The organism is Mesorhizobium sp. M0145 (assembly GCF_040322355.1).
Lineage (GTDB): Bacteria > Pseudomonadota > Alphaproteobacteria > Rhizobiales > Rhizobiaceae > Mesorhizobium.
On sequence record NZ_JAMYTK010000007.1, the window covers coordinates 149,038 to 171,414 of the forward strand.

Annotated in this window: 23 protein-coding genes; 12 read left to right on the plus strand and 11 right to left on the minus strand. The window is 62.7% G+C overall.

Going from position 1 to position 22,377, the window contains the following annotated elements; genetic code table 11:
- Positions 1 to 8: 8 nt before the first annotated feature.
- Both NKJ28_RS13720 and NKJ28_RS13725 read left to right on the plus strand, forming a co-directional pair.
- A complete protein-coding gene (locus tag NKJ28_RS13720; RefSeq protein WP_352635979.1) occupies positions 9 to 2,210 on the plus strand; it encodes a heavy metal translocating P-type ATPase in 2,202 nt (733 codons plus the stop codon).
- Positions 2,211 to 2,241: 31 nt separating this feature from the next.
- A complete protein-coding gene (locus NKJ28_RS13725) occupies positions 2,242 to 2,838 on the plus strand; it encodes a cation efflux transmembrane domain-containing protein (RefSeq protein WP_023677235.1) in 597 nt (198 codons plus the stop codon).
- A gap of 302 nt (positions 2,839 to 3,140) precedes the next feature.
- Here NKJ28_RS13725 and NKJ28_RS13730 read toward each other — a convergent pair whose 3' ends face one another.
- Entirely contained in the window at positions 3,141 to 3,563 is a 423-nt protein-coding gene (locus NKJ28_RS13730) for a cupin domain-containing protein (RefSeq protein ID WP_031211929.1), read from the minus strand.
- Between the two features lie 191 nt (positions 3,564 to 3,754).
- Between NKJ28_RS13730 and NKJ28_RS13735 the strand changes: the two genes are divergently transcribed.
- The 6 genes from NKJ28_RS13735 to NKJ28_RS13760 all read left to right on the plus strand — a co-directional run bounded on the left by NKJ28_RS13735 (position 3,755) and on the right by NKJ28_RS13760 (position 10,254).
- Entirely contained in the window at positions 3,755 to 4,567 is an 813-nt protein-coding gene (locus tag NKJ28_RS13735) for a class I SAM-dependent methyltransferase (protein WP_023677237.1), read from the plus strand.
- 569 nt (positions 4,568 to 5,136) lie between these two features.
- Positions 5,137 to 6,672, plus strand: a complete 1,536-nt coding sequence (locus NKJ28_RS13740; protein WP_023677239.1) for a DUF2778 domain-containing protein — start codon at positions 5,137 to 5,139, stop codon at positions 6,670 to 6,672.
- Positions 6,673 to 7,048: 376 nt separating this feature from the next.
- Entirely contained in the window at positions 7,049 to 7,834 is a 786-nt protein-coding gene (locus tag NKJ28_RS13745) for a ThuA domain-containing protein (protein WP_352455411.1), read from the plus strand.
- Between the two features lie 53 nt (positions 7,835 to 7,887).
- Positions 7,888 to 8,976: a Gfo/Idh/MocA family protein gene (locus NKJ28_RS13750; RefSeq protein WP_023677242.1), complete on the plus strand. Its 1,089-nt coding sequence runs from the start codon at positions 7,888 to 7,890 to the stop codon at positions 8,974 to 8,976.
- A gap of 16 nt (positions 8,977 to 8,992) precedes the next feature.
- Positions 8,993 to 9,373 (plus strand): GFA family protein, encoded by a 381-nt coding sequence (locus tag NKJ28_RS13755; RefSeq protein WP_023677243.1) that lies wholly within the window; start codon positions 8,993 to 8,995, stop codon positions 9,371 to 9,373.
- A 353-nt stretch (positions 9,374 to 9,726) separates the two neighbouring features.
- Entirely contained in the window at positions 9,727 to 10,254 is a 528-nt protein-coding gene (locus NKJ28_RS13760; protein WP_502901102.1) for a c-type cytochrome, read from the plus strand.
- A gap of 447 nt (positions 10,255 to 10,701) precedes the next feature.
- Here the strand turns inward: NKJ28_RS13760 and NKJ28_RS13765 are convergent, their stop codons facing one another.
- Complete coding sequence (locus NKJ28_RS13765) at positions 10,702 to 11,004, minus strand: hypothetical protein (protein WP_198023562.1); 303 nt, start codon at positions 11,002 to 11,004, stop codon at positions 10,702 to 10,704.
- Between NKJ28_RS13765 and NKJ28_RS13770 the strand changes: the two genes are divergently transcribed.
- The 3 genes from NKJ28_RS13770 to NKJ28_RS13780 all read left to right on the plus strand — a co-directional run bounded on the left by NKJ28_RS13770 (position 10,993) and on the right by NKJ28_RS13780 (position 13,542).
- On the plus strand, positions 10,993 to 12,279 hold the full coding sequence (locus tag NKJ28_RS13770) for a LuxR C-terminal-related transcriptional regulator (protein ID WP_352635985.1): 1,287 nt from the start codon (positions 10,993 to 10,995) through the stop codon (positions 12,277 to 12,279). The two genes, NKJ28_RS13765 and NKJ28_RS13770, sit on opposite strands and share 12 nt — an antisense overlap.
- 109 nt (positions 12,280 to 12,388) lie before the next feature.
- Positions 12,389 to 13,075 (plus strand): hypothetical protein, encoded by a 687-nt coding sequence (locus NKJ28_RS13775; protein WP_352635987.1) that lies wholly within the window; start codon positions 12,389 to 12,391, stop codon positions 13,073 to 13,075.
- A 14-nt stretch (positions 13,076 to 13,089) separates the two neighbouring features.
- Positions 13,090 to 13,542, plus strand: coding sequence for a nuclear transport factor 2 family protein (locus NKJ28_RS13780; protein ID WP_352635989.1), 453 nt, complete (start codon positions 13,090 to 13,092; stop codon positions 13,540 to 13,542).
- Positions 13,543 to 14,178: 636 nt separating this feature from the next.
- Here NKJ28_RS13780 and NKJ28_RS13785 read toward each other — a convergent pair.
- The 9 genes from NKJ28_RS13785 to NKJ28_RS13825 all read right to left on the minus strand — a co-directional run bounded on the left by NKJ28_RS13785 (position 14,179) and on the right by NKJ28_RS13825 (position 21,456).
- Positions 14,179 to 14,907: an amino acid ABC transporter ATP-binding protein gene (locus NKJ28_RS13785; RefSeq protein ID WP_352744094.1), complete on the minus strand. Its 729-nt coding sequence runs from the start codon at positions 14,905 to 14,907 to the stop codon at positions 14,179 to 14,181.
- A 29-nt stretch (positions 14,908 to 14,936) separates the two neighbouring features.
- Positions 14,937 to 15,611 (minus strand): amino acid ABC transporter permease, encoded by a 675-nt coding sequence (locus tag NKJ28_RS13790; RefSeq protein ID WP_352455417.1) that lies wholly within the window; start codon positions 15,609 to 15,611, stop codon positions 14,937 to 14,939.
- Positions 15,608 to 16,279 (minus strand): amino acid ABC transporter permease, encoded by a 672-nt coding sequence (locus NKJ28_RS13795; RefSeq protein ID WP_352635992.1) that lies wholly within the window; start codon positions 16,277 to 16,279, stop codon positions 15,608 to 15,610. Before NKJ28_RS13795 ends, NKJ28_RS13790 begins: the two co-directional genes overlap by 4 nt.
- Positions 16,280 to 16,435: 156 nt before the next feature.
- Positions 16,436 to 17,224 (minus strand): ABC transporter substrate-binding protein, encoded by a 789-nt coding sequence (locus NKJ28_RS13800; RefSeq protein WP_352541231.1) that lies wholly within the window; start codon positions 17,222 to 17,224, stop codon positions 16,436 to 16,438.
- A 121-nt stretch (positions 17,225 to 17,345) separates the two neighbouring features.
- Complete coding sequence (locus NKJ28_RS13805; protein ID WP_352635994.1) at positions 17,346 to 18,509, minus strand: saccharopine dehydrogenase family protein; 1,164 nt, start codon at positions 18,507 to 18,509, stop codon at positions 17,346 to 17,348.
- Positions 18,506 to 19,009, minus strand: a complete 504-nt coding sequence (locus NKJ28_RS13810; RefSeq protein WP_023677254.1) for an Lrp/AsnC family transcriptional regulator — start codon at positions 19,007 to 19,009, stop codon at positions 18,506 to 18,508. Before NKJ28_RS13810 ends, NKJ28_RS13805 begins: the two co-directional genes overlap by 4 nt.
- Positions 19,010 to 19,393: 384 nt before the next feature.
- Positions 19,394 to 20,299: an acyltransferase family protein gene (locus NKJ28_RS13815; RefSeq protein WP_352635997.1), complete on the minus strand. Its 906-nt coding sequence runs from the start codon at positions 20,297 to 20,299 to the stop codon at positions 19,394 to 19,396.
- A complete protein-coding gene (locus NKJ28_RS13820; RefSeq protein WP_352635999.1) occupies positions 20,274 to 20,462 on the minus strand; it encodes a hypothetical protein in 189 nt (62 codons plus the stop codon). Before NKJ28_RS13820 ends, NKJ28_RS13815 begins: the two co-directional genes overlap by 26 nt.
- A 268-nt stretch (positions 20,463 to 20,730) precedes the next feature.
- Positions 20,731 to 21,456 carry a 3-keto-5-aminohexanoate cleavage protein gene (locus NKJ28_RS13825; protein ID WP_023677257.1) on the minus strand — a complete coding sequence of 242 codons (726 nt, stop codon included), beginning with the start codon at positions 21,454 to 21,456 and terminating at the stop codon, positions 20,731 to 20,733.
- A gap of 160 nt (positions 21,457 to 21,616) precedes the next feature.
- Here NKJ28_RS13825 and NKJ28_RS13830 point away from each other — a divergent pair, with 160 nt between their 5' ends.
- Positions 21,617 to 22,360 (plus strand): 2OG-Fe(II) oxygenase, encoded by a 744-nt coding sequence (locus tag NKJ28_RS13830; protein WP_352587198.1) that lies wholly within the window; start codon positions 21,617 to 21,619, stop codon positions 22,358 to 22,360.
- Positions 22,361 to 22,377: the final 17 nt, after the last annotated feature.

Below are 22,377 nucleotides of genomic sequence, written 5' to 3' on the forward strand. Positions count from 1 at the left end.
GGTTCACCATGGCTGCGACCAAACAACAGACCCGCTACCGCGTGGAAGGCATGGATTGCGCCGGTTGCGCCAGCAAAATCGATACGGCCGTGCGGCGGATGCCTGGTGTTCAGGACATCAACGTATCCGTTTCGGCGGGCACTCTGACGGTCACTCATACTCCCGAAAGCAATCTCGGCGCGATCGAGAGGAAGGTCACCGGCCTCGGCTACGCCGTCGCTCCGCTGACCTCCAAGTCTGGGACGCCGGCGTCCGATCAATCCGCCGACAACCATGCCGACGGAAGGCGCAATCACGACGAGAACGTAGCGGGGTTACATGATAACGATGATGCGCCGGCGTCGGAGCTATGGTGGGACAGCGCCAAGGGCCGCCTGGCCATCGCCAGCGGGGTCGCCTTGGCCGTGGCTTTCGCGATTGATTACGCCTGGCCCGCGACCGGCCCGTGGGCCTTCATCGCCGCAATGCTGCTCGGCCTGGCGCCGATCGCGCGCCGAGCGGCCATGGCCGCAGCGGCAGGCATTCCGTTTACAATCGAAATGCTGATGACTGTGGCGGCGGCTGGGGCCGTCATCATCGGTGCCGGCGAGGAAGCGGCGACGGTGGTCTTCTTGTTCCTGATCGGCGAGTTGCTCGAAGGGGTTGCGGCCGGCAACGCACGGTCCAGTATTCAAGCGCTCACGACCCTCGTTCCCAAAACCGCGTTCGTCGAGAAAGACGGCCAGACCCGCGAGGTGCCGGCCGAAAGCCTGGCTGTGGGCGCCATCATCCTCGTGCGGCCGGGCGACCGGATTCCGGCTGACGGCGAGATCACCGAAGGCGGGAGCGCCATCGATGAATCACCCGTCTCCGGTGAAAGCGTGCCGGTGCGCAAGGACGTCGGCGACACGGTCTTTGCCGGCACTATCAACGGCGACGGCGTGCTGCGCGTCAAGGTGACGGCGACCGCCGCAGACAACACGATTGCACGCGTGATCAAGCTGGTCGAGGAGGCGCAGGAAAACAAGGCGCCGACCGAGCGCTTCATCGATCGCTTTTCGCGCTGGTACATGCCCGGCGTTGTCGCCGTCGCGGCGCTCGTGGCCACCACACCGCCGCTGCTCTTGGGCGGCGATTGGAACGAATGGATATACAAGGGGCTGGCGCTGCTGCTCATCGGCTGCCCGTGCGCGCTGGTCATTTCAGTTCCGGCGGCGATCGCGGCGTCGCTTTCGGCCGGAGCCCGGCGCGGCCTGCTGATGAAAGGTGGGGCGGTGCTGGAAGGGCTCGCGACCATCAACGCCGTGGCGCTCGACAAGACCGGCACGCTGACGCTCGGCAAGCCGCAGGTCACCGATCTCGTTGCGGTGGGCGCCGGTGAACGCGACATCCTTTCGCTGGCGGCAGCGCTTGAGATCGGCTCGAGCCATCCCTTCGCTTTGGCCATCCTCCAAAGGGCCAAAGCCGGCAACATTCCCGTGCCGCCTGCCGCCGAAGCCAAAGCGATCGGCGGTAAAGGGGTTATCGGTCGTGTCGGCGGCAAGAACCTGTTTCTGGGATCGCCAGTCGCGGCGGGCGAGATAAACCTGCTGCCAGCAGACCAGGCGGCACGCATCGTGGCATTGAACGATGAAGGCAAGTCAGTGGCGGTGCTGCTTGTAGACAACGCGTTGGCCGGCTTCATTGCCATGCGCGACGAACCCCGGCCGGATGCTTTCGCCGGGCTAAAGGCGCTGACCAATGCAGGCATCAGGACAGTCATGCTAACCGGCGACAATAAGCGCACGGCGGCTGCCATCGGCAAACAGCTCGGCATCGAGGTGCGCGCCGAACTGCTCCCGGAGGACAAGCAGCGCATCGTCGGCGAGTTGAAGGGGCAGGGGCTTAGGGTAGCCAAGGTCGGCGACGGCATCAACGATGCGCCGGCACTTGCCGCGGCCGATGTCGGCATTGCGATGGGCGGCGGCACCGATGTGGCTCTTGAAACGGCTGACGCAGCGGTGCTGCATGGACGCGTCGGCGACGTTGCGGCCATGATCAGGCTGTCCCAAGCAACCATGGCCAACATCAAGCAGAACGTCACCATTGCGTTGGGCCTGAAGGCAGTGTTCCTGGTGACGACGATCGCCGGCATCACCGGCCTCTGGCCCGCCATCCTCGCGGACACCGGGGCGACGGTGCTGGTGACGGCCAATGCCATGCGGCTGTTGCGTTGGAAGAGCAGCTGGTAAGAGCGACAACGGCATCGTGTTAGGGCAGACCATGCAGCAAGCCATTGCGTCGGACGGCCTTCGCCGGGTGGTGCTTGTCGTCGCACTGCTGAACCTGGGTTATTTCGGCATTGAATTCGCCGTCGCGCTGGCGATCGGCTCGGTGTCGCTGTTCGCCGACAGCGTCGATTTTCTGGAAGATGCCTCGGTCAATCTCCTCATACTGCTCGCCATGGGATGGTCGCTGCGTGCCCGCTCGCGGGTCGGCATGGCGCTGGCGCTTATCCTGCTGGTGCCGGGCCTGGCGACTCTGTGGACCGCGTGGGAAAAGTTCAACATGCCGGTGCCGCCGCAGCCAACGGCGCTGACACTGGCGGGATTGGGCGCTCTGGCGGTCAATCTGTCATGCGCCTACATGCTGGCGCGCTACCGCCATCACAGCGGCAGTCTTACCAGGGCGGCATTCCTCTCGGCCCGCAACGATGCGGTCGCCAATATTGCGATCATACTGGCCGGATTGGTGACGGCCTTCCTGTGGCGCTCGGCGTGGCCGGATCTGATCGTCGGCCTGGGAATCGCGGCAGTGAATGCAGATGCGGCGCGCGAGGTCTGGGAGGCAGCTCGGGAAGAGCACCGGGCCGTTTCGTGAACTCCAAAACGCTCAGCGCGCTGCCGGATTGCCAATCCGCCAATGCAGGCCCCTATACCGGCCAGCAGTCAGCCAGAAACTTGCGCGATCTCTAATATAATCGCACCCTTTCAAAGCGGGCGGAGGGAGAACCGCTCATAAATAAAAATCGGGAGGAAAACCATGAACAGCATGAGCCTCACCACACTTGGACGAAGTCGACCGGGTCGAAGCGGTGAAACGATGAACCGCTCAAGGCCACGCACGTCATCAAAAGGCCCGCGTCTCCGAAGAGGACGCGGGCCGGTTTTCGTCGGCAGGCGCTAGGCAGGTATCAAGACGGCGATGCGGTGGATGCCGACCACCTTGCTGGTGTTGGCTGCCTCGTCGGTCTTGCCCTTGGAGCAGGTGTACACGTCACCTTCCTTGAGCTTGAATTCCTTGTCCGCCTTCTTGATCGTGAATTCACCGGCAGCAATGGTGCAGACCATGTCGTTGTCCATCACCATTTGAGGGGCGGCTGCTCCGGGCTGAAAGACTATATCGACAATTGAGATGCTCTTGTAAGCGGGGATATCGGAATTGCCGGTGCCGACCTCGACCAATCTGACGCCGGGGGCTATCTCCTTGCCTTCCTTCGGGCCGTATTTCTTGACCTTTGCAGCAGCCGCCAGCGTGAACAAAGGCGTTACCGCTGCCGCCGTCACGCCAAGCGCGATTGCAGACCTGCGATTTATGGTTTTCATCGCATCCTCCCATTTTATGTTTGGCCACGCACCAATGCGCATGACCACAATATATTAACACATATGCAGATAATTGCAGCACGGCGTTTCGGAGCTTCCGGGAGCGAACCGCCTCCCGGTCGAATGCGACCGAATAGCAAACAATTCCATGCTATGCTGACGAGCCATCAAACGGACGGCGGGGGATAGCAATGTTGGAAACGGACAAGGTATTCGCCGGCTCAATTCCGGAAAACTACGACCGCTATATGGTGCCGTTGATTTTCGAGCCGTTCGCCGCAGATCTTGCACGACGGGCAGCGTCCTTGTCGCCAAGCGCCGTTTTGGAAACCGCCGCCGGCACCGGGGTTGTCACCCGCGCATTGGCGCCAAAACTGTCGCCCGGTGCAAGCTATGTCGTAACCGACCTCAACCAGCCGATGCTCGACTACGCCGCTTCGCGGCAAGCTCCCGACGATCGCATCAAATGGCGTCAGGCGGATGCTCTGGCGCTACCGTTTGAAAATGCGGCCTTCGATCTCGTTTGTTGTCAGTTCGGCGCGATGTTCTTTCCCAACCGCTCATCTGCCTATCGCGAAGCCCGGCGAGTCCTGAAGCCCGGAGGACATTTTCTATTCAGCGTATGGGATCGCATCGAAGAGAATGTATTTGCGGACGATGTGACGAATGCCCTGGCGAGGATTTTTCCGAACGATCCGCCGCGCTTTCTGGCACGCACGCCGCATGGCTACCACGATACGGCACTGATCCGTAGCGAGCTGGAGGACGCAGGTTTTTCCGGTGTGGTGATCGAGACGAGAGCCGAACAAAGCCGTGCCTCCTCGCCGCGCCTTCCGGCCGTTGCTTATTGCCAGGGCACTCTCCTTCGCAATGAAATCGAGGCCAGAGAGGCGGGAAAACTGGACGCTGCAACCGACTACGCCGCAGCCGCGATTGCAGACAGGCATGGCAGCGGCGAAGTTGCTGCCAAAATCCAGGCTCACATAGTGGTGGCTGTGGCCTAGGTGTTGGATATCCCGCTCCGGCACTTGGCGACATTCAGCTGCTGTGCGGCAAACATCTTGCCGCTATCCCGAATTCTCAGACGTTAACGTTCATTCGCCCGAGTGGCAGGTCGACAAGTGCCAGGTCGATAATCGCCGGTTTGACCGAACGCCGGGGCTTGATGGCGGCGGCTGCCGGCCGCAAGATTCTGGTCGGCCCGGCTTCACTTTCGCAGCCATGGCCGACTCCGCCCAGCAAGGTCTAGTCATTTCGCTTTCTTGACTCGGCCGACAAAAACGGGCAGCAAAGTCATCATTGGAGGGCAGTTTTGCCAACTATGCAGGTTTTGGAGGGCGTTTTTCGGTGTGACCGTCGCCCAATCGGCGGTCGGTAGAGGGATTGGTTAACCAACTTTGTCCATCTTTTGAATCAATCGGCAACAGACGCAAAGCGTGCTGGGGGCACCAGGCGAACTGTGAATGTCACGGCTGCGAAATCCGCTAGCCGGCATCGGCCGATTGAGAGTGGTTGAATGGCGTTTGTAAGTGCGAAAACCCGGGGTGACAGTCCTGCAACTGGATTGACTTCGATGAGGCCCGGCCTACGCTGGGTCGCGGTTCCGGCCGTCGGCGCAGCCATTGCTTTATGGTCGGTGGCGACTTTGGCCGGCCTTTATTCAGTGGGAACCTCGCTCAGCGCCGCTTCCAACGGTCTCCCGCAAAGCCTGCTCGCGCCGCGCACCATCGCGCTTGCCGATCCTCGCCGCAGCCTTGCAAAGGCGCAGGCCCCGACATGGGCCGCGGCCAACGCGGCGCTGTCGGCCAAGCTGCTGCAGCACGGGTGCGATGCCAACTGCCTGCGGTCGGCGTCGAACTTCGTCCACCAGGGAAAATCGGCCCGCCTCAAGCGCAACACCGTGCCGCTTGTCGCCGATGCGTCGCGGCAATCGAGCTTCGACGACGTGGTCGCCAAGGCCGCGCTGTCGCCGCAAAAGCTTGCCGCCGCCTTTGCCCGTGCCTCAGCCCGCTCTCCCGTCATGCTCGCCAGCCTGCCGGCCCACGCCCGGTTCGCCGAGCCGGTACGCATACCCGACCCGAACGGCCCGGCACCGGTGCGCTTCGGGCCGGAGGTGGCGGAGATCGAACGCTCGTCGCGCCTGGCGCTGGCGCTGGCGAATACATTGCCGGAGCAGATGATCGATGTGCTCCCGGCAGCCATCGCGGCAAGCGAGCCCGCGGCTTCGCAAGAGCCGCAAGAACCTGAGGTCCAGCTAGCCTCGCTGCCGCCGCAAGACGACATGCCCGACAGCATTCCGCTGCCGACGCTGCGTCCGCGGGCGGACATCGATAAGCCGGCCGAGGCGCCGCGGGCTCAAGCGTCAAGAGATCAGGCGCCAAAAGACCAGGCGCCAAGGGCCCAGGCGCAAAAGGATCAAGCATCGAAAACGGAGCCGCCCAAGGCGCAGACCTCTAGGACCGCCAGGGCGAGCAAGGTGCAGACGGCCGACGCTCCGCCGGCCGAGACGCTACCCGGCAGCCTGTCGCCTCGCAATTCGTCACAAGCGGCAGTGCCGGCCGTGTCGGGCAAGCCGGGCAAACGGTCGAAGACGCAGGGCGGCGACATGCTGGCCTATGCCAAGCCCGACATGCCTTCCGGCGGTCTCGGCGGAGCCTTCAGGAACCTGTTCACCACGCCCAACATGGGTACTGGCGTCGCCGTCTACGACATCTCGGCCAAGACCGTCTATATGCCCGACGGCTCGCGGCTGGAGGCACATTCGGGACTGGGCGCGATGGTCGACCAGCCACGCTACGTCCACAAGAAGAATGTCGGCCCGACGCCGCCGGATACCTACAATCTGACGATGCGGGAATCGCGCTTTCACGGTGTCGAGGCGATCCGTCTGACGCCGGCCAGCGGCAGCAACAAATATGGCCGCGACGGCCTGCTCGCCCACACCTACATGCTGCGCGGCGGGCGCGCCGAATCCAATGGCTGCGTCGTCTTCAAGGACTATGCCCGCTTCCTCGCCGCCTACAAGAAGGGCAAGATCAAGCGGCTTGTAGTCGTGCCGCGGCTGTCGAAGCCGCTGACACGCGTCGCCCAAGAGGGGCGAGGCGCTTAGATTGCTCGCGGGCGGCGGAGAATGAAAGCCGCTCTGTAGCGTTCCTTCGCGCCCCCCTCTGTCCTGCCGGACATCTCCCCCACGAGGGGGGAGATCGGACTTCGCGTTTGTCTGCTGCCATCCTGCAACGTTGGCGATTGGCGAAATCGCCGATGACAGCCATCTCCCCACAAGTGGGGGAGATGTCCGGCAGGACAGAGGGGCCGCTGTCCAGGGCGCTGTCCCGCCGGCATCGCTGGTTTTGCCGCGTGGACTTTCCCGCCCGCTTTCCAACAGATTGTCAGCAGCCGGCCGCGAAACGGTTTTCATTCCCGGCCGAGGATATTATGACTGACCCGTAGGGGCGGCTCCAGCTTCAAACAATCACGAGGACATCATGACAATACGCGCTGTCGTCTGGGGCGAGAATATTCATGAGCGGACCAACGAGGTGGTCGCGGGCATCTATCCCGAGGGCATGCATGCGACGATCGCCAATGCACTGAAGCTCGACCCGGAGATATCAGTGTCGTGGGCGACGCTGGAGCAGCCGGAGCATGGGCTGCCGGCCGACCGTCTGGCCGAGACCGATGTCTTGCTGTGGTGGGGGCACAAGGACCATGGCGCCGTCGCCGACGAAGTGGTCGAGCGCGTGACGCGCCGCGTCTGGGAAGGCATGGGGCTGATCGTTCTCCATTCCGGCCACTTCTCGAAAATCTTCAAGAAGCTGATGGGCACGCCCTGCACGCTGAAATGGCGCGAGGCGGGCGAGCGCGAACGGCTTTGGGTGACCAGCCCCAACCACCCGATCGCTGCCGGGATCGGCGAGTATTTCGAGCTCGAGAACGAGGAGATGTATGGCGAGCAGTTCGCCGTGCCGGAGCCGCTCGAGACCGTCTTCATCTCGTGGTTCCAGGGCGGCGAAGTGTTCCGGTCGGGGCTGACCTATCGCCGCGGCGCCGGCAACATCTTCTATTTCAGGCCCGGCCACGAGACCTATCCGACCTATCACGACGCCAACGTCCACAAGGTGCTGCGCAATGCGGTGAGATGGGCGCACAACCCCCAAGGCTCCAATCCAGCCATCCTCGATGCGCCGAACGTGCCGGTGGAAAAGGCACTTGAGCCGATCGTCGAGCGCGGCGGAAAACTTCATTCCGCCGGCGAAGCCGGCTTTCGCTAGACCAAATCCATGATCGAACAAGAAGATAAAGCCCTGTCCTAAGGATAAGAATCATGCGCCTCTTGATACTCGGCACCGGTTGGATGGCGGAGGAGCACGCCAGGCAGTTCGGCAAGATCGAGGGCGTCGAACTGATCGGCGCCGTCGATCTCGACCGTACGCGTGTCGACAAGTTTTCGGACATCTACGGTATCCCCAACCGGTTCGCGTCGCTGGACGAGGCGCTGGCGTGGGGCAAGTTCGACGCGGTGGCGAACGTGACGCCCGATCGCATCCACCATCCGACCACCATGATGCTGATCGCGGCGGGCAAGCCGGTGCTGTGCGAGAAACCGCTGGCCGAAAATTACCAGAAAGCCAGTGAGATGGCCGCTGCCGCCGAGCGGGCCGGCATCATCAACATGGTCAACCTGACCTATCGCAACGTCGCGCCGCTGCAGAGGGCGCGCGCCATGGTGCTGGCCGGCGAGATCGGCACCGTCAGGCATGTCGAGGCGTCCTATCTGCAGAGCTGGCTGATATCCAAATTCTGGGGCGACTGGCGCACCGATCCGAAATGGCTGTGGCGGCTGTCGCGCGGCCACGGCTCCAACGGCGTGCTGGGCGACGTCGGCATCCACATCCTCGATTTCGCCAGCTATGGCGCGGCGCTCGACATCGACCATGTGTTCTGCCGGCTGAGATCCTTCGACAAGGCGCCCGGCAACCGCATCGGCGAATACGAGCTCGACGCCAACGACAGCTTCACTATGGCGCTCGATTTCAGCAATGGCGCTTTCGGCGTCGTCCATGCCAGCCGCTGGGCAACCGGCCATTTGAACGAACTCCGCCTGCGCATCTACGGCGACAAGGGCGGCATCGAAGTCGTGCACAATCTGACCGGCTCGGAGCTGAAAGCCTGCATCGGCAAGGATGTCGAGAACGCCAAATGGCAAGTTCTGGGCGCCGGAACGGTGCAGACCAACTACCAGCGCTTCGTCGATGCCGTGCGCAGCGGTGTCCAGGCCGAACCGTCGTTCCGGCATGCTGCCGAATTGCAGAAGGTCCTGGACCTCGCCGTCGTCTCGGATGAGAAGCGGGCCGAATTGAGCACCGATACGCAGCGATATCGTTCAGGGAATCGTGAGAGGAGCCAGCCATGATCACGCGGCGCGCCGAATGTTCCTGCGCTCAGCTGTCAGCCACCTGCTCGGGCGAGCCGGTACGCGTCTCGTCTGCCATTGCCTGGCCTGCAAGCGACGCACCGGCAGCGCGTTCAGCTTCAACACGTGGTTTGAGGAAGGTGACGTTTTTGTCCAGGGCCGCTCGGCGGAGTTCACGCGCATTGGCGACGAGGGCGGCCGCGTCATCTACAGCTTCTGCCCGGATTGCGGCACCACCGTCCACTACCGGATCGACACCCAGCCCGGTCTGACCGCCACCCCGGTGGGCGCTTTCGCGGACCCTGCGTTCCCGCCGCCCTTCCTGTCCTTCTACCACGAGAGCCGGCGCTGCCAGTGGGTCGAGGTCCGAACCGAACCTTTGGCGACGTTCGGCTGAAGCCGCCGGCCACAGCCGGCTGACGTTTTAGGTCAAAACCCAATCATTCTGAACGACCGAGTTCGACCCGGTCCGACCGTACAAGGCATTTCAGGCGACGAAGTCGATCCATCACCGTGCGTGGCTCGATCGCGCCAAAACAAGGCATTGTGCGTCGGCTGAGCACGCTCCATCACACTTGCGCTCAACGGGGCACGACAAGTGCCGACGGTCCAATTGATCGCTGATAGTTACTACGTGCTGGCCATGCTAGAATTCAGCGTCCCCGACGCGGTTAAAATCGGGGAATTGCGACCGGTTGACGGCGCGGGAGGTCGACGGACAAACCACGAACAGACCACAGGGAGGAAGCAATGTTTCGGACACCAGTTCATCTTGCATTCTTGACAGCGTCGATTGTTGCCCTGCCATCTTACGCGGCCATGGCCGATGACACACAGATCGCGCGCGGCGAATATCTGGTTACGATTGCCGGCTGCAGCGACTGTCACACATCCGGTTACTTCTTCGGGAAGCCCGACATGTCGCACTTCCTTGGCGGTTCAGATGTGGGCTTCGAGATTCCTGGCCTTGGTGTCTTTGTCGGCCGTAATATCACGCCTGACAAGGAGACCGGTATCGGAAGCTGGACCCCGGAGCAGATCGTCACCGCGATCCAGACCGGCGAACGGCCGGACGGCCGCATCCTGGCGCCGATCATGCCTTGGCGCGATTTTGCGCATCTCACCGCGGATGACGCCATGGCGATCGTGGCATTCCTCCAAAGTGTGAAGCCGGTCAGCCACCAGGTTCCCGGCCCGTTCAAACCCGGGGAAGCGGTGTCGACCTTCATGATGCGGATTATGCCGCCGGGGGAAACCGCAGCCGCTGCAACGAAGTAGGGCGGCTTTGATCGGAACGAGATTTTTCGCCGAATTTTTCGCCGAATAATGTGTGAATGTCCGCCTTGGAGGTGGTGAGGCCGATATCGGAACGGCAGAAATGGGTCGATCGAGCCGTTGCGCGAGGGGAGCTTTGAGAAGCGCCATGAATGTCGCGATATTGGCGCTACCTACTCGTTCCCGTCGACGAGACGAATGGCAGCATTCCACCACCGTTCCCGGTCCTCGGCGGCGGACGCGATGAACGGCTCGATTGAGCCCGAAACGAACTTCTGTCACGTTGGTAACCTGGCGCCACCTCCTCAGCAAGATATGTGCTATTCTGAGGCTATGCCCGCGCCCTCCGACCGATCACCCGACAAGTCGCCGGAAGACGGTGCAGTTGCATCGGATCCGTATGCGGAGCTAGCCAATCGCGGCGATTGGTCCAGGCTTCACCGCGAACTGTCAGACAGAGACCGCTGCAGTGAACTTGGCGGCGCCGAGCTCCAGCGCCTCGGGGAAGCCGCCTACATGCTTGGGCGCGAGGAGGAATTCGTTCGGGACTACGAAAGGGCCTTCGAAGAGCATCTCCGGAACGGACGCGAACGATCCGCAGCGCGTTGCGGCTTCTGGATCGGGCTCACCCTGATGTTTCGCGGTGAATTCGCCCAAGGCAGCGGATGGCTGACGCGCGCCAACCGGCTGGTCGAGGATCATACGCAGGAATGTGCAGAACACGGTTACCTTCAGCTCCCAATGGTCGAACAAAGCCTCGCCGCCGACAGTCCGGACGAAGCATTCGCGCACGCAACACGTGCCGCGGAGATCGGACAGCGCTGCGAAGATCCGGACCTCTTGGCTATCGCGCGCCACCTTCAGGGGCGGATATTGATCCTGCGCGGCGACTATGTGCGCGGTTTCGAACTGCTGGACGAGGTGATGGTTTCGGTCACCTCGGGCCGGCTCTCACCAATCGTCACCGGGCTGGTCTACTGCAGCGTGATCGAGATCTGTCAGAAATTTCATGCCACGGGCCGGGCGAGGGAATGGACATCGGCGCTGGTCGGATGGTGCGCGGGACAGCCCGACATCGTTGCCTTCACCGGCAGATGCCTGATCCACCGGGCCGAAATCCTGATCCTCGACGGCCACTGGGACGAGGCCGGCCGCGAGGCCGGTGTCGCCAGCATCCGCCTTCAGCAGGGGCCCTCGAAGCACCACGCCGGTCCGGCATTCTACCAGAAGGGCGAGGTATTTCGCCTCCGCGGCCAATGGGACGAGGCCGATGCCGCCTATCGCGCAGCGAGCAGGCTCGGGTTCGATCCGCAGCCGGGGCTGGCGCTTATGCGATTTCAGCAGGGGCACGAGCAGCCGGCCCTTTCGGCGATCCGCCGCGCACTGCAGTCCGTCGACGACATGCCGGGCAAACTCCGCCTCTTGCCGGCTGCGGTGGAAATCACTCTCGCTATCGGTTCGGCCGATGACGCTTGGGAGCTGTGCGAAACACTGCACGACTGCGCGCGCCAATATTCCGCGGATGCAGTCCGCGCCGCAGCCGCTGAGGCTACCGCGCGGGTGCTGATCCATGCTGGTCGAGCCGCGGAGGCATTGGCCCATATCCGGCGCGCGGTAGCGATCCTCTGGGAGCTTCGGGCGCCCTATCATCTTGCCCGGATGCGGGTGCTGACAGCGCGGGCCTGTCTCGCAACCGGCGATACTGAAGCGGCGCGGACCGAACTGGACGAAGCGATAAGACTTTTCCGCGAGCTCGGCGCGCGCCCCGACGAAGCCGTTGCCGGCAAGCTGCGGGTCACTATGACGGCGACAGGCAGCGAAGTTCTCACCCCCAGACAGACGCAGGTTCTGCGCCTGATCGCGTCAGGCCTGACCAACCCGGAAGTTGCCGGCGAGCTCGGTCTGAGCCAGCGGACGGTAGATCGTCACGTTAGCGATATCCTGACGCGGCTGAACGTGCGCACGCGCGCGGCAGCCACGGCCTATGCGGTCGAGCACGCCCTGATCGGCATGGACGTGTTTGGGTAATCCTACCCAAGCCAAAATTTCTCGTTGCGTGGGTACTTACGCCGAAGCGGGCAACCGTGGCGCGGGTCTAAACCTCATGGCGTGGTAAAGGCCGCAGGAGGTTTTCCCGATGCAAACGAATAATAACAACATGAGCGGGCCGGGCGGTGTCTGGCTCGCCACCGGAACGCTGCTGCTGGCGGCTGCGCTCGTCTTTCACGGGCCACCGGACGCGGATTTGTCTGTTCAGATGCAGAATATCGCCGAGGGCCATGGGCGATGGGCTACGGTCCATTGGACGGCGGCAGCGGCGCTGTTCCTGATCGCCGGCGCTTCGTTCCTGAACCTGGCACTCAACCCCCGGGTCCGGCGTTCGCCGATGCTGAGTTCTGCCTGGATAGTGATGGCTCTCGGCGCCCTGACCACGTTCTCCACCGCAGTCGCCGAGGCATCGGTGGTCGCGGTCGCGGCCGACCGGGGTGACACCAACGCCTTCATGACCTGGTGGGCGTTTTCCGGCGGCATGGGTAACGGATTCTGGGCGCTCGCCCTGGCGACAGCGCTTGTCGCGTATCACGACGCCCGCGATGACGTCGGGATACTGCCCCGATGGGCCGCGATCGTCGGCTCGGCGTTCGGTATCCTTTCGGCAACCGGGTGGACACTCGGTGAGCAGCTCGGGATCGGCATCGGAGGTCCGATCTGGCTGATTTCCTCGCTTCTCATGTGCCTGTGGCTCGCGTGGTACGGGCTGTCCTCAAGGAGCCTCCGGTCGGGCAAGCCACAGCGCAAAGCGCCTGATCCAGCATCATCTTAAGACAGGAGGAAAACATGTCCCTTCAAACGAAGGAAATCGAAGCGACGATCCACGACGTCCACGAATTCTTCACCGACTGGGTGACGGGCCGATGCCGTGGCGACGATGCGACGTTCAAGAAGAATGCGCTCGACCGGATCAGCGATGATCTGGTCGCCATCATGCCAGGCGGCAGGGCGTTCGGGAAAAAGGACTTCGCAGGTTACATGAAGAGCATCTACGGATCGAATCCGGCCTTCCGTATCAAGATACGCGACATCCGGATCAGCCATCAAAGCGCCGACCTGGCGGTCGTGAACTACCACGAATGGCAACGCGACGCGAAGGACTCCGATCAACCGAACAATGGCCGGGTCACGACGATGGTGGTCCGCGATCGCGGCTACAGCCGGGGGCCCGAGATCTTGCAAGTTCATGAAACCTGGCTCGCAGCCGATGTCGTTCAGTCCGCGGATTTCGCGTTCTGAGAAGCGTCGGTCCGAAACGGGCAGAGAAAGGAATTGCGCTGGCGGGACCATCGGCTCTGCCGGCGTCATGGAGCCAGAACTGTGCTTCTTTTCAGCCCGTCGGCTGGGTCGAGATCAGCGCCGACCCTCTGGCGACGTTTGGCTGAAGACGCCGGCCACGGCCGGCTGACGTTTTAGGTCAAAACCCAATCATTCTGAACGACCGAGTTGAACCTTCTGCAGACCTCTCGGCATGCTGTGTAAACCACGTCCGTTAGTTGACATTGAGGGCCAGGGACTCGGCCGCTATATTGAAAGCGTGATGCGCTTTCTAATTCGCAAGTTTCTTCTTCCGCCTTCTTGCTCGCTATTAACATTTTCTTGTCCGATTTTTTCGTTTGGGAGGCCGGCATGTCAGGATTGTATATCAATCAATTAGAGTGCCTAAAGACGGCGAAAGCGGAAAAGCTTTTGACTGCGGATCGGTTAGAGGACGGAAAGATTGCTAGCGTAGCTCCGCCGCCTGTCCCGAGTGACGAGCGCATTAAGATTGAGCGTGGCGACAGAGGTGTGACCAAGGTCACGGTGCACGAGTCCTAAGGTCGATTTCCACTCATCTCGGTCGCAGCCGGCAGTCAGCTGATTGAGTTGTTAGCCCTAATGCCGCAGGATCTTGCTCAGGAAGGCGCGGCTGCGGTCGGTCTTCGGGTTGGAGAAGAACTCGTCCGGCGTGCCGCTCTCGACGATGGCGCCGGCGTCCATGAACACGACGCGCTGGGCGACCTTGCGGGCAAAGCCCATTTCGTGCGTCACCACCATCATGGTCATGCCTTCCTCGGCCACCGCGACCATGACGTCGAGCACTTCGGAGATCATCTCGGGATCGAGGGCCGAGGTCGGCTCGTCGAACAGCATGATCTTGGGGCGCATGCCGAGGCAGCGGGCGATCGCCACGCGCTGCTGCTGGCCACCAGACAGCTGCGCCGGATAGGCGTTCACCTTGTCGGCGAGGCCGACCTTGGCGAGCAATTCGCGCCCGGCCTTCTCGGCTTCAGCGCGCGGGATCTTGCGGACATGGATCGGCGCCAGGGTGACGTTCTCGAGCGCCGTCTTGTGCGGGTAGAGGTTGAACGACTGGAAGACGAAGCCGATCTCGGTGCGCAGCCGCGTCATGTTGGTGGCGGGGTCGCCGAGGCGCTGGCCGTCGACCGTCAGGTCGCCGTCGCGGATCGTCTCCAGCCCATTGATGCAGCGGATCAAGGTGCTCTTGCCCGAGCCGCTCGGGCCGCAGACGACGACCACTTCGCGCGGCTCGACGCTCAGCGTGATATCCCTGAGCACGTTGAGCTGGCCGAACCATTTGTTGACGCCGCGAAATTCGATCATGCCGGTGCCATTTTTGCTGGGGTTCGACATCACAATTGCACCTCGCCATGCGCCGCGCCCATGCGTTGCTCCAGCCGGCGGGCCAGCATGATCAGGGGGTAGCAGACGATGAAGTAACCGAGGCCGACGAGGAAGAAGACCAGCAGCCCATTGGGTACACGCTGCACCACCAGCCAGCCGACGCGGGTGAGGTCGGTGAGGCCGATGGCCGAGACGACCGAGGAATCCTTGATCAGCAGCACATATTGCCCGACCAGCGGCGGCAGCACGATGCGCATCGCCTGCGGCAGCACCACCTGGCGCATGCGCTGCCAGCGCGACAGGCCGGACGCAAGTGCTGCCTCGACCTGGCCGGTCGGCACCGAGCGGATGCCGGCGACGACGATCTCGCAGATGAAGCAGGCGGCCAGGTTGGTCAGCGCGATGATGCCGGCGGTGAAGGCGTCGAGCTCGATGCCGAGTTCCGGCAGGATGAAGAAGATCAGGAAGATCTGCACCAGGAACGGCGTGCCGCGGATCAGGTCGACCCAGGCACCGATCGCGCCGCTGATCAGCCGGTTGCCGCCGGTGCGCAGGATGCCGAGGCCGAAGCCGAGCAGCGTGCCCAGCACCAGGCTGATCAGCGACAGCACCACGGTCATGCCGAGGCCGCGCAGCGCCAGGGGATAGCTGCCGGCGACGCTTTGCAGCTGCTGCCAGATCATGTCCGTGCCCCCGCCAGGCCGAGCCAGCGCCCGGAGAGCGCCGCCAGACCCTTCAGCCCGTAATAGAGCAGCAGGTAGAAGGCGGCGATGGTGATGAAACCCTCGGCCGGCATGAAGCGGTCGGAGGCGAGCAATTGTCCGGCGCGCGTCAATTCGGCGACCGAGATCAGCGACAGTAGGGCGGAATCCTTGACCAGCACGATCGCCTGGCCGAGCAGCGGCGGGATCGTCACCTTGAACGCCTGCGGCAGGATGACGAGGCGCATGCGCTGGACATAGGTCATGCCCGAAGCGACGCCGGCCTCCACCTGGCCGCGCGGGATCGACAGGATGCCGGCGCGGATGATCTCGGCGACGTAGGCGCCGCTGTTCAGCGACAGGGCTAAGATGCCGACGACGAGCTCGGGCAGGACGAAGCCGAGCCGCGGCAGGCCGAAATAGAGGAAATAAAGCTGCGCCAGCAGCGGCGTGGCGCGCACCGCGTCGATATAGGCCTTGGCCGGGACGCGGAACAGCCGGCCGCGCTGCAGGTTCATGGCGGCGAGCACGATGCCGACGGCGAGTGCGCCGGCAAAGGAGAGGACAGACAGCCACACGGTCGTGACGAGGCCCTGCCCGAACAGGGGCAGATATTCGACGATGGTGCGGAAGCTGAATTTTTCGAGCATTTTGGACGGTGAATGGTGAATGGTGAATAGTGAATAGTGAATAGTGAGTAGTGAGTAGGGCGTACGCGAGTAGCGAGTAGCTCTTCTCTACTCCCTACTCCCTACTCCCTACTCCCTACTCCCTACTTACTATTCACTATTCACCATTCACTCTACTCAGTGATCCTTCTTCCAGGCGTCGGAATTGACCCAGTAATCGAGGTTCTTCTGCAGGCGGCCGTCGAGGCTGACCTGGTCGAGGAACAGGTTCATCCAGACCAGCAGGTCCTGCTCGTCATAGCGCGTGGCGAAGGCCAGCGGCTCCTTCGACAGCATGTCCGGCATGATGATGAAGCTGCCGGCCGGGTAAGCGGTTGACTGGCCCTTGACCGCCGAGACGTCGTTGACGCCGCAATCGGCCTGGCCGTTGTTGACGGCGTCGAGCAACAGCGGGCCGCCGCCCTTGTAGCTCTTGATATCGGCATCGGGGAAGGCGGCCTTGGCTTCCTTCTCGCCGGTGGCGCCGAGCAGCACCGCGATCTTGGTGCCCTTGGCCTTGCAGTCCTCGGTGGACTTGAAGGCGGTCCCAGCCTTGGTGAAGACTGTGCTGCCCGTGTACATGTAAGGCTTGGTGAAGGCGACCTTCATGCCACGCGCCAGTGTCGGGGTCATGTCGGCGACCAGAAGATCGGCCTTGCCCGACAGCAGCGCCGGGATCAGGCCGTCCCAGTCGAAGTCGAGGAAGGTGATCTTGACGCCCATTTCCTTGGCCATCAGTTCGGCGAGTTCGACCGAACTGCCGGTGCGTTCGCCGGCAGCACCCACCAGCGAGAAGGGCGGGCCTTGCGTCTGCACGGCGACACGCAACTCACCGCGCTTGGTGATCTCGTCGAGCGTTCCCGCACTGGCGGCAGCGGTAAGGCCAGCGAGCGCAAGGCCGGCGATGAAAAGCTTGGCAATCTTCATTTGGGCATTCCTCCTTGTTGTCGTTTGTTGTTCCACTTGTTGTTTCACCCCTTTGATTTCCGTTGGGGGGCGCTTTTGAGCGGCGGCGCCGTTGCCGGCGGCAACCACCGTTCGAAAATCTTCAATCCCAGCTCACCGTTTCGGCGACATTGATGGCGCGCCTGGCGAGCTCATCGAGGAAGCGGCCATCCGGCACATGCAGCAGCGGGTTGAGCAGGCCGGGCGTGGCGATCTCGCGCCTTGCCAGCATCTGCGCCACGATGCTGGCGGGATAGCCGACGCCGAGGCTCATGCCGAACAGGCCGGAGGCGAGGTCGCGTTCGATGACCAGCTCCGAGGTCACCGTCTTGCGGCGGCCGCCTTCGCTGCCGACAAAGACGTTGCGCATCACGCAAAGGTCCTTTTCGTCCGCGCCATATTGCAGTTGCGGGCCAAGCAGCCGGCCGAGGAATTCGCGTGGGCTGACGCCGGTGCCAGGCACCTTGTCCTCGGACAGGAAGCCGAGCTGCTTCAGCGGCGCCCAGAACGCCGACCAGCCGGGCCAGCGCAGCGAATAGCGGCCGGAGCGCTGCAGCTCCTTGGCGGCGGCGAGCATGCCGGCGTAATGCGGCGCGTCGCCATTGGGGAAGGCTTCCAGCCTGCCTAGCCCCGCCACCTCGATCTCGTGGATGAAACGATTGTCGTGCTGGCGGGCGGCCGGCACATCGACCCGTTTGCCGTCCTCGACCAGCACACTGTCGCGGTTCTGGCTGACCAGAACCATGTCGAAATTCCAGCTCACCTTGTAGCGCAGCGGCTCGACCACCGCTTTCGGCTCGGGAATGCCGCCGCAGTAGGAATCGATCGCGGTGATGGTGTCGAACTGGCTTGCGGCGCGCGCGTAGAGCACAAGGTCGATGCCGGGGTCGAGCCCGCATTCGGTGACGATCGAAACGCCGGCCTTTTCGGCCTCGGGCGCGAGGTCGCCGATGGCCTTGCCGTAATTGGTGGTGACCAGCGGCGTGCGCGTGGCGATCGCCGCCTGCACCGCCTCGCGCATCAGCGGCTGCGGCAACAGGTCGATGACCGCGTCGACGTCCTTCATCACATCGGCCAATGCTGGGCCGATCGCGCCCTCCGGCACGACGAAACGCACCCGGGCAAGGTCGGTCAGGCCGCCAAGCCGCGCAGCGCCGTCGGTTGCGGTGTCGAGGCAGACCACTTGCTCGACGCCGTCGCTGGCAACGAGGTCGGCGATCGCCGCCCGGCCTTGCAGGCCGAGGCCGCCGAGAACCGCGATCTTCATGCCATTTCCTTCCGCGTCTCGTCCGACCAGCAGCCTTCCGGCAGGCTGACCCATTTGTTGCAGGACGCCATGACGACGAAGGTTTCGCTGCGCACGACCTCGCCCGGCTCGCCGGCGCCGGGGATCAACTCGCTGGTGACGCGGTAGAGATCGGCGACATCGCCGGCCACGGTTACGTCGACGATGATGTCGAAGCGCCCGGTGACGACGGCGGCCGAGTTCACGAAAGGCAGTTCGGAGATGCGCTGCGCCAGTTCTCGCGCCCGGCCGCGCCCTTGCGCATTGATGCCGACGATCGCCGAGATCAGCTCGGGGCGTTCGGTCAGGTTGAGCAGCCCGACAATCTTGAGCAGGTTGCGGTCGAGCAGGTTGCGCAGCCGCATGCGCACCGTCGGCACCGAGATCGCCATCTTCTCGGCGAGGCGGTTGACGCCAAGCTGCGCATCTTGCGACAGCAGCTTGACCAGTCGCCGGTCGGTCTGATCCAGATGTTCCCGCAAACGCTCAGGCTTTCATAAAAGGAAAGAAACTATCGTATTTTCTTTCTGATATGAAAATACCTTATGAGAGATTTTTAATAACGGCAAGAGCCATGTCATCCGCCGTGCCGCTGTGCCTATCGGCAGTTTCGTCGATGTCGCCACATTTTGTTCTTGCTTTGTGCCGGCAGCTATGCTACTAATTTGGGTATGGTGCTGATTCACACCGACGACCCGCCCGCCGAGGCGGTTTTTTTGTGTTCAGGACACCTTTGGAGGTTCAGCGCCGCCGGTTTGAGGCTGGCGGGACAGCGCCGTTCGGGACGCGCTGTGTTCGAGGGTGCGCAAGAGGTGCAACGCACCTCCATAGCACGCCGACCAAGTTGGTGGGGGCGCAGCAGCAACTCATTGCGCCTTCACCTGATGGGCGGAACGGCTCATCCGCGATATGGCCAAAAGCGGCTTTTCAATAAAACTGTAGCTGGCCAGGCAGACGGCAATGCAGGCGGTGACAATAACCACGCCTGCAAGCCATGGTGACAGATTGGCGCTTGCAACGACAGGAGCGGTCGCAAGCAGCACGATAGGGTGCGTTAGATAGAGAGAGTAGGAAGCATCGCCCAATATTGCCAGCACGCGAGGAGCAAAAAGCCGGAAGTAGCTTTCCAGGCTGATGCAAGCCGCGACAAGGATCAACGCCGGGATTCCCTGAGCAAGGGTTCGCGGCAAGTTGAAGCCAAGTACCATCACCAGCACGGACATGATGGCGAACACGATTGCCGAGGCACCCAGGAAAACAGGCAAACGCGTCAGCCCGCGGACCAGGTGGCCGAGAGCCATGCCGGCAAGGAACTCAAACAGGATTGGCGTGGTGTAGAAAAACAGCACAGTGTCGGCGGCGGGTTTGAAGATGATGCGTGCAGCAACGGCGATTGCAAAGACAACGCCGACCGCGGCCATTTGCGTCAACCTGCCAAAACCCATAGTCGCCGCGAACAGAATGTAAAACAGGATTTCCAGATTGAGCGTCCAACCCACGCCAAGCACCGGTTGGACATAGCCTGTGACCGTATCGAGATAGGGTATGAAAAGCAGGCTATTGGTGGTCTGCTCAAGAGACACTGCACGACCGGCAAACAACCAAAGTGCGGCGACCATGAGGAAGGTCATAACCCAATAGAACGGAACGACGCGCGTGAACCGCTGCATCAAAAAAGCACGGTGGTCACGACGTCTGTTCTCCGTCGAGAGAACCATGACAAAACCGCTGATGACGAAAAACAGGTCAACGCCACTGTTTAGACAGGTCAACGCCACTGTTTAGAATGGGAATACGCAGATCGAGCATGCCCAGTGCGGCCGGAAGATGATAGACAACAACCATGAGAGCTGCCAGCCCGCGCAAGACCTGTATCGATGTATACTGTTGAACCCGACGCGGCGCAGCGTGATCATTCTCTGGAATGATGTTCATTAAAAAATGGTCCCCGAAGCAGGAGAACATTAACATACGGGATCGTTGATGTGCTGATTAATCGCCGGTTTAATTAATACATAAAGTTTTATATAAGATTTACTGACATTATCGTGCGGCCGCACTCTAGATCCGCCTGACTTCGGCCGGGGCTTTTCGGGTTTGGTCCGGAGCGTCAACGGGCAGGCCCCTCGTGCTGCCCTCCTTGCCAAAACTTGGCATCTCCCCTGTGAAGAGGAGAATGGCCGTCATCAACGCTTTCCTCGCGTTACCGGCTGGTCTCGAAGATCGCGACGGCTGCCGCTGTCAGCGCGGCGTTACCGGACGCCACCGTTCCATCAGGAAGCTCCTTGCCGTCTTCCAGTCCGACGCGCGTCGACCAGTTGCGCTCCGCCGCCCGGTGCACGAAAGGCCAGACCGTGGCGTCGGCGCCGTGCAGTAGGATCGCCCGGCGCATCCCGGCGCCGTCGAGCACCGCGGCGATGCCGTCGCAGACCTCCAGCGCCGCGTCCGGCTCCTGCTCGGAGATTTCGATCAGGATGCGCAGCACCTGGCTGCTGTGGTCGAGGCGGACCAGGCGCTGGGCATCGGCGACCGAGGCGAGGCCGGCCTCGATGCCTATACCGCGCCGTCGCAGGCTTTCCATGACGGCGGGCGCTGCATTCTCGCTGAGATTGACCGAGGCATAGTCGGGCAGCTCGCTCCAGGCGGCGATCGCGGCCAGCGTCCGCTGGTCGTCGTTCTCGATCCAGGCACCCGTCGACACGCCAATCAGCGTCCCCGGGCAGGCGCGGCGGAGCGCCAGCACCGTCCGGTCCATCGCCGCCGGAGCCAGGCTTTCGCGACCGTCCAGCCCGCGGGCATGAACATGCAGTTCGGCGGCGCCGGCGGCGATGCAGGCCGCGCCGTCACGCGCCATGGCCTCCGCCGTCAGCGGCAGTTGCGGATGATAATCGGCGCTGCGCGCGCCATTGATGCAGGTCTGGACGATCATGGGGGTGGCGGCCCGTTGAAGTGGAACAAGTTTAGCGCACAACAACGAAATGGGAAATTGGATGGTGTCCCATCCCGCGAGGCTCACCCGGCAAGAAACGGGTGGTCCGCGCGCGCCGTTTCACCCATCTCAATGACCAGAAGCCACAGGAGGCGAAGCCATGACCATCCATTCGACAGGCGCGAAAGCGGCGGTGAAATCGGCGGAGCTGCGCGTTGCCGGATATGATTGGCGGACGCTGGCCGATGAGCTGAGCGGCTATGGCTGCGCGGTGATGGAAAAGCTGCTGACGCCGCAGGAGTGCCGGCAGATTGCCGAACTTTATTCGGACGAGAGCCATTTCCGCAGCCATGTCCATATGGCGCGGCATGGCTTCGGCAAGGGCGAGTACCGCTATTTCCGCTATCCCTTGCCCGACTTGATCGGCGGCTTGCGCACCGCGCTCTATCCGCGCCTGGCCGCGGTCGCCAATGACTGGAACGAGCGCATGGGTATCGCGCAGCGCTATCCCGACGAACACGCCGCGTTCCTCGAGCAATGCCACGAGCAGGGCCAGACGCGGCCGACGCCGCTCCTGCTGCAATATGTTCCCGGCGACTTCAACTGCCTGCACCAGGATCTCTACGGCGATCTTGCCTTCCCGCTGCAGGTGGCGATCCTGTTGTCGGAACCAGGCAAGGATTTCACCGGCGGCGAGTTCGTGCTGACCGAGCAGCGTCCGCGCATGCAGAGCCGCGCCGAGGTGGTGCCGCTGCGCCAGGGCGATGCGGTCGCTTTCGCGGTCCACAATCGACCGGTCCAGGGCACACGAGGTAATTACCGGGTCAATCTCAGGCACGGCGTCAGCCGGCTTCGCTCCGGCATGCGCCACACCGTCGGCATCATCTTCCACGACGCCAAGTAACCGAGCCGCCCGGTCGA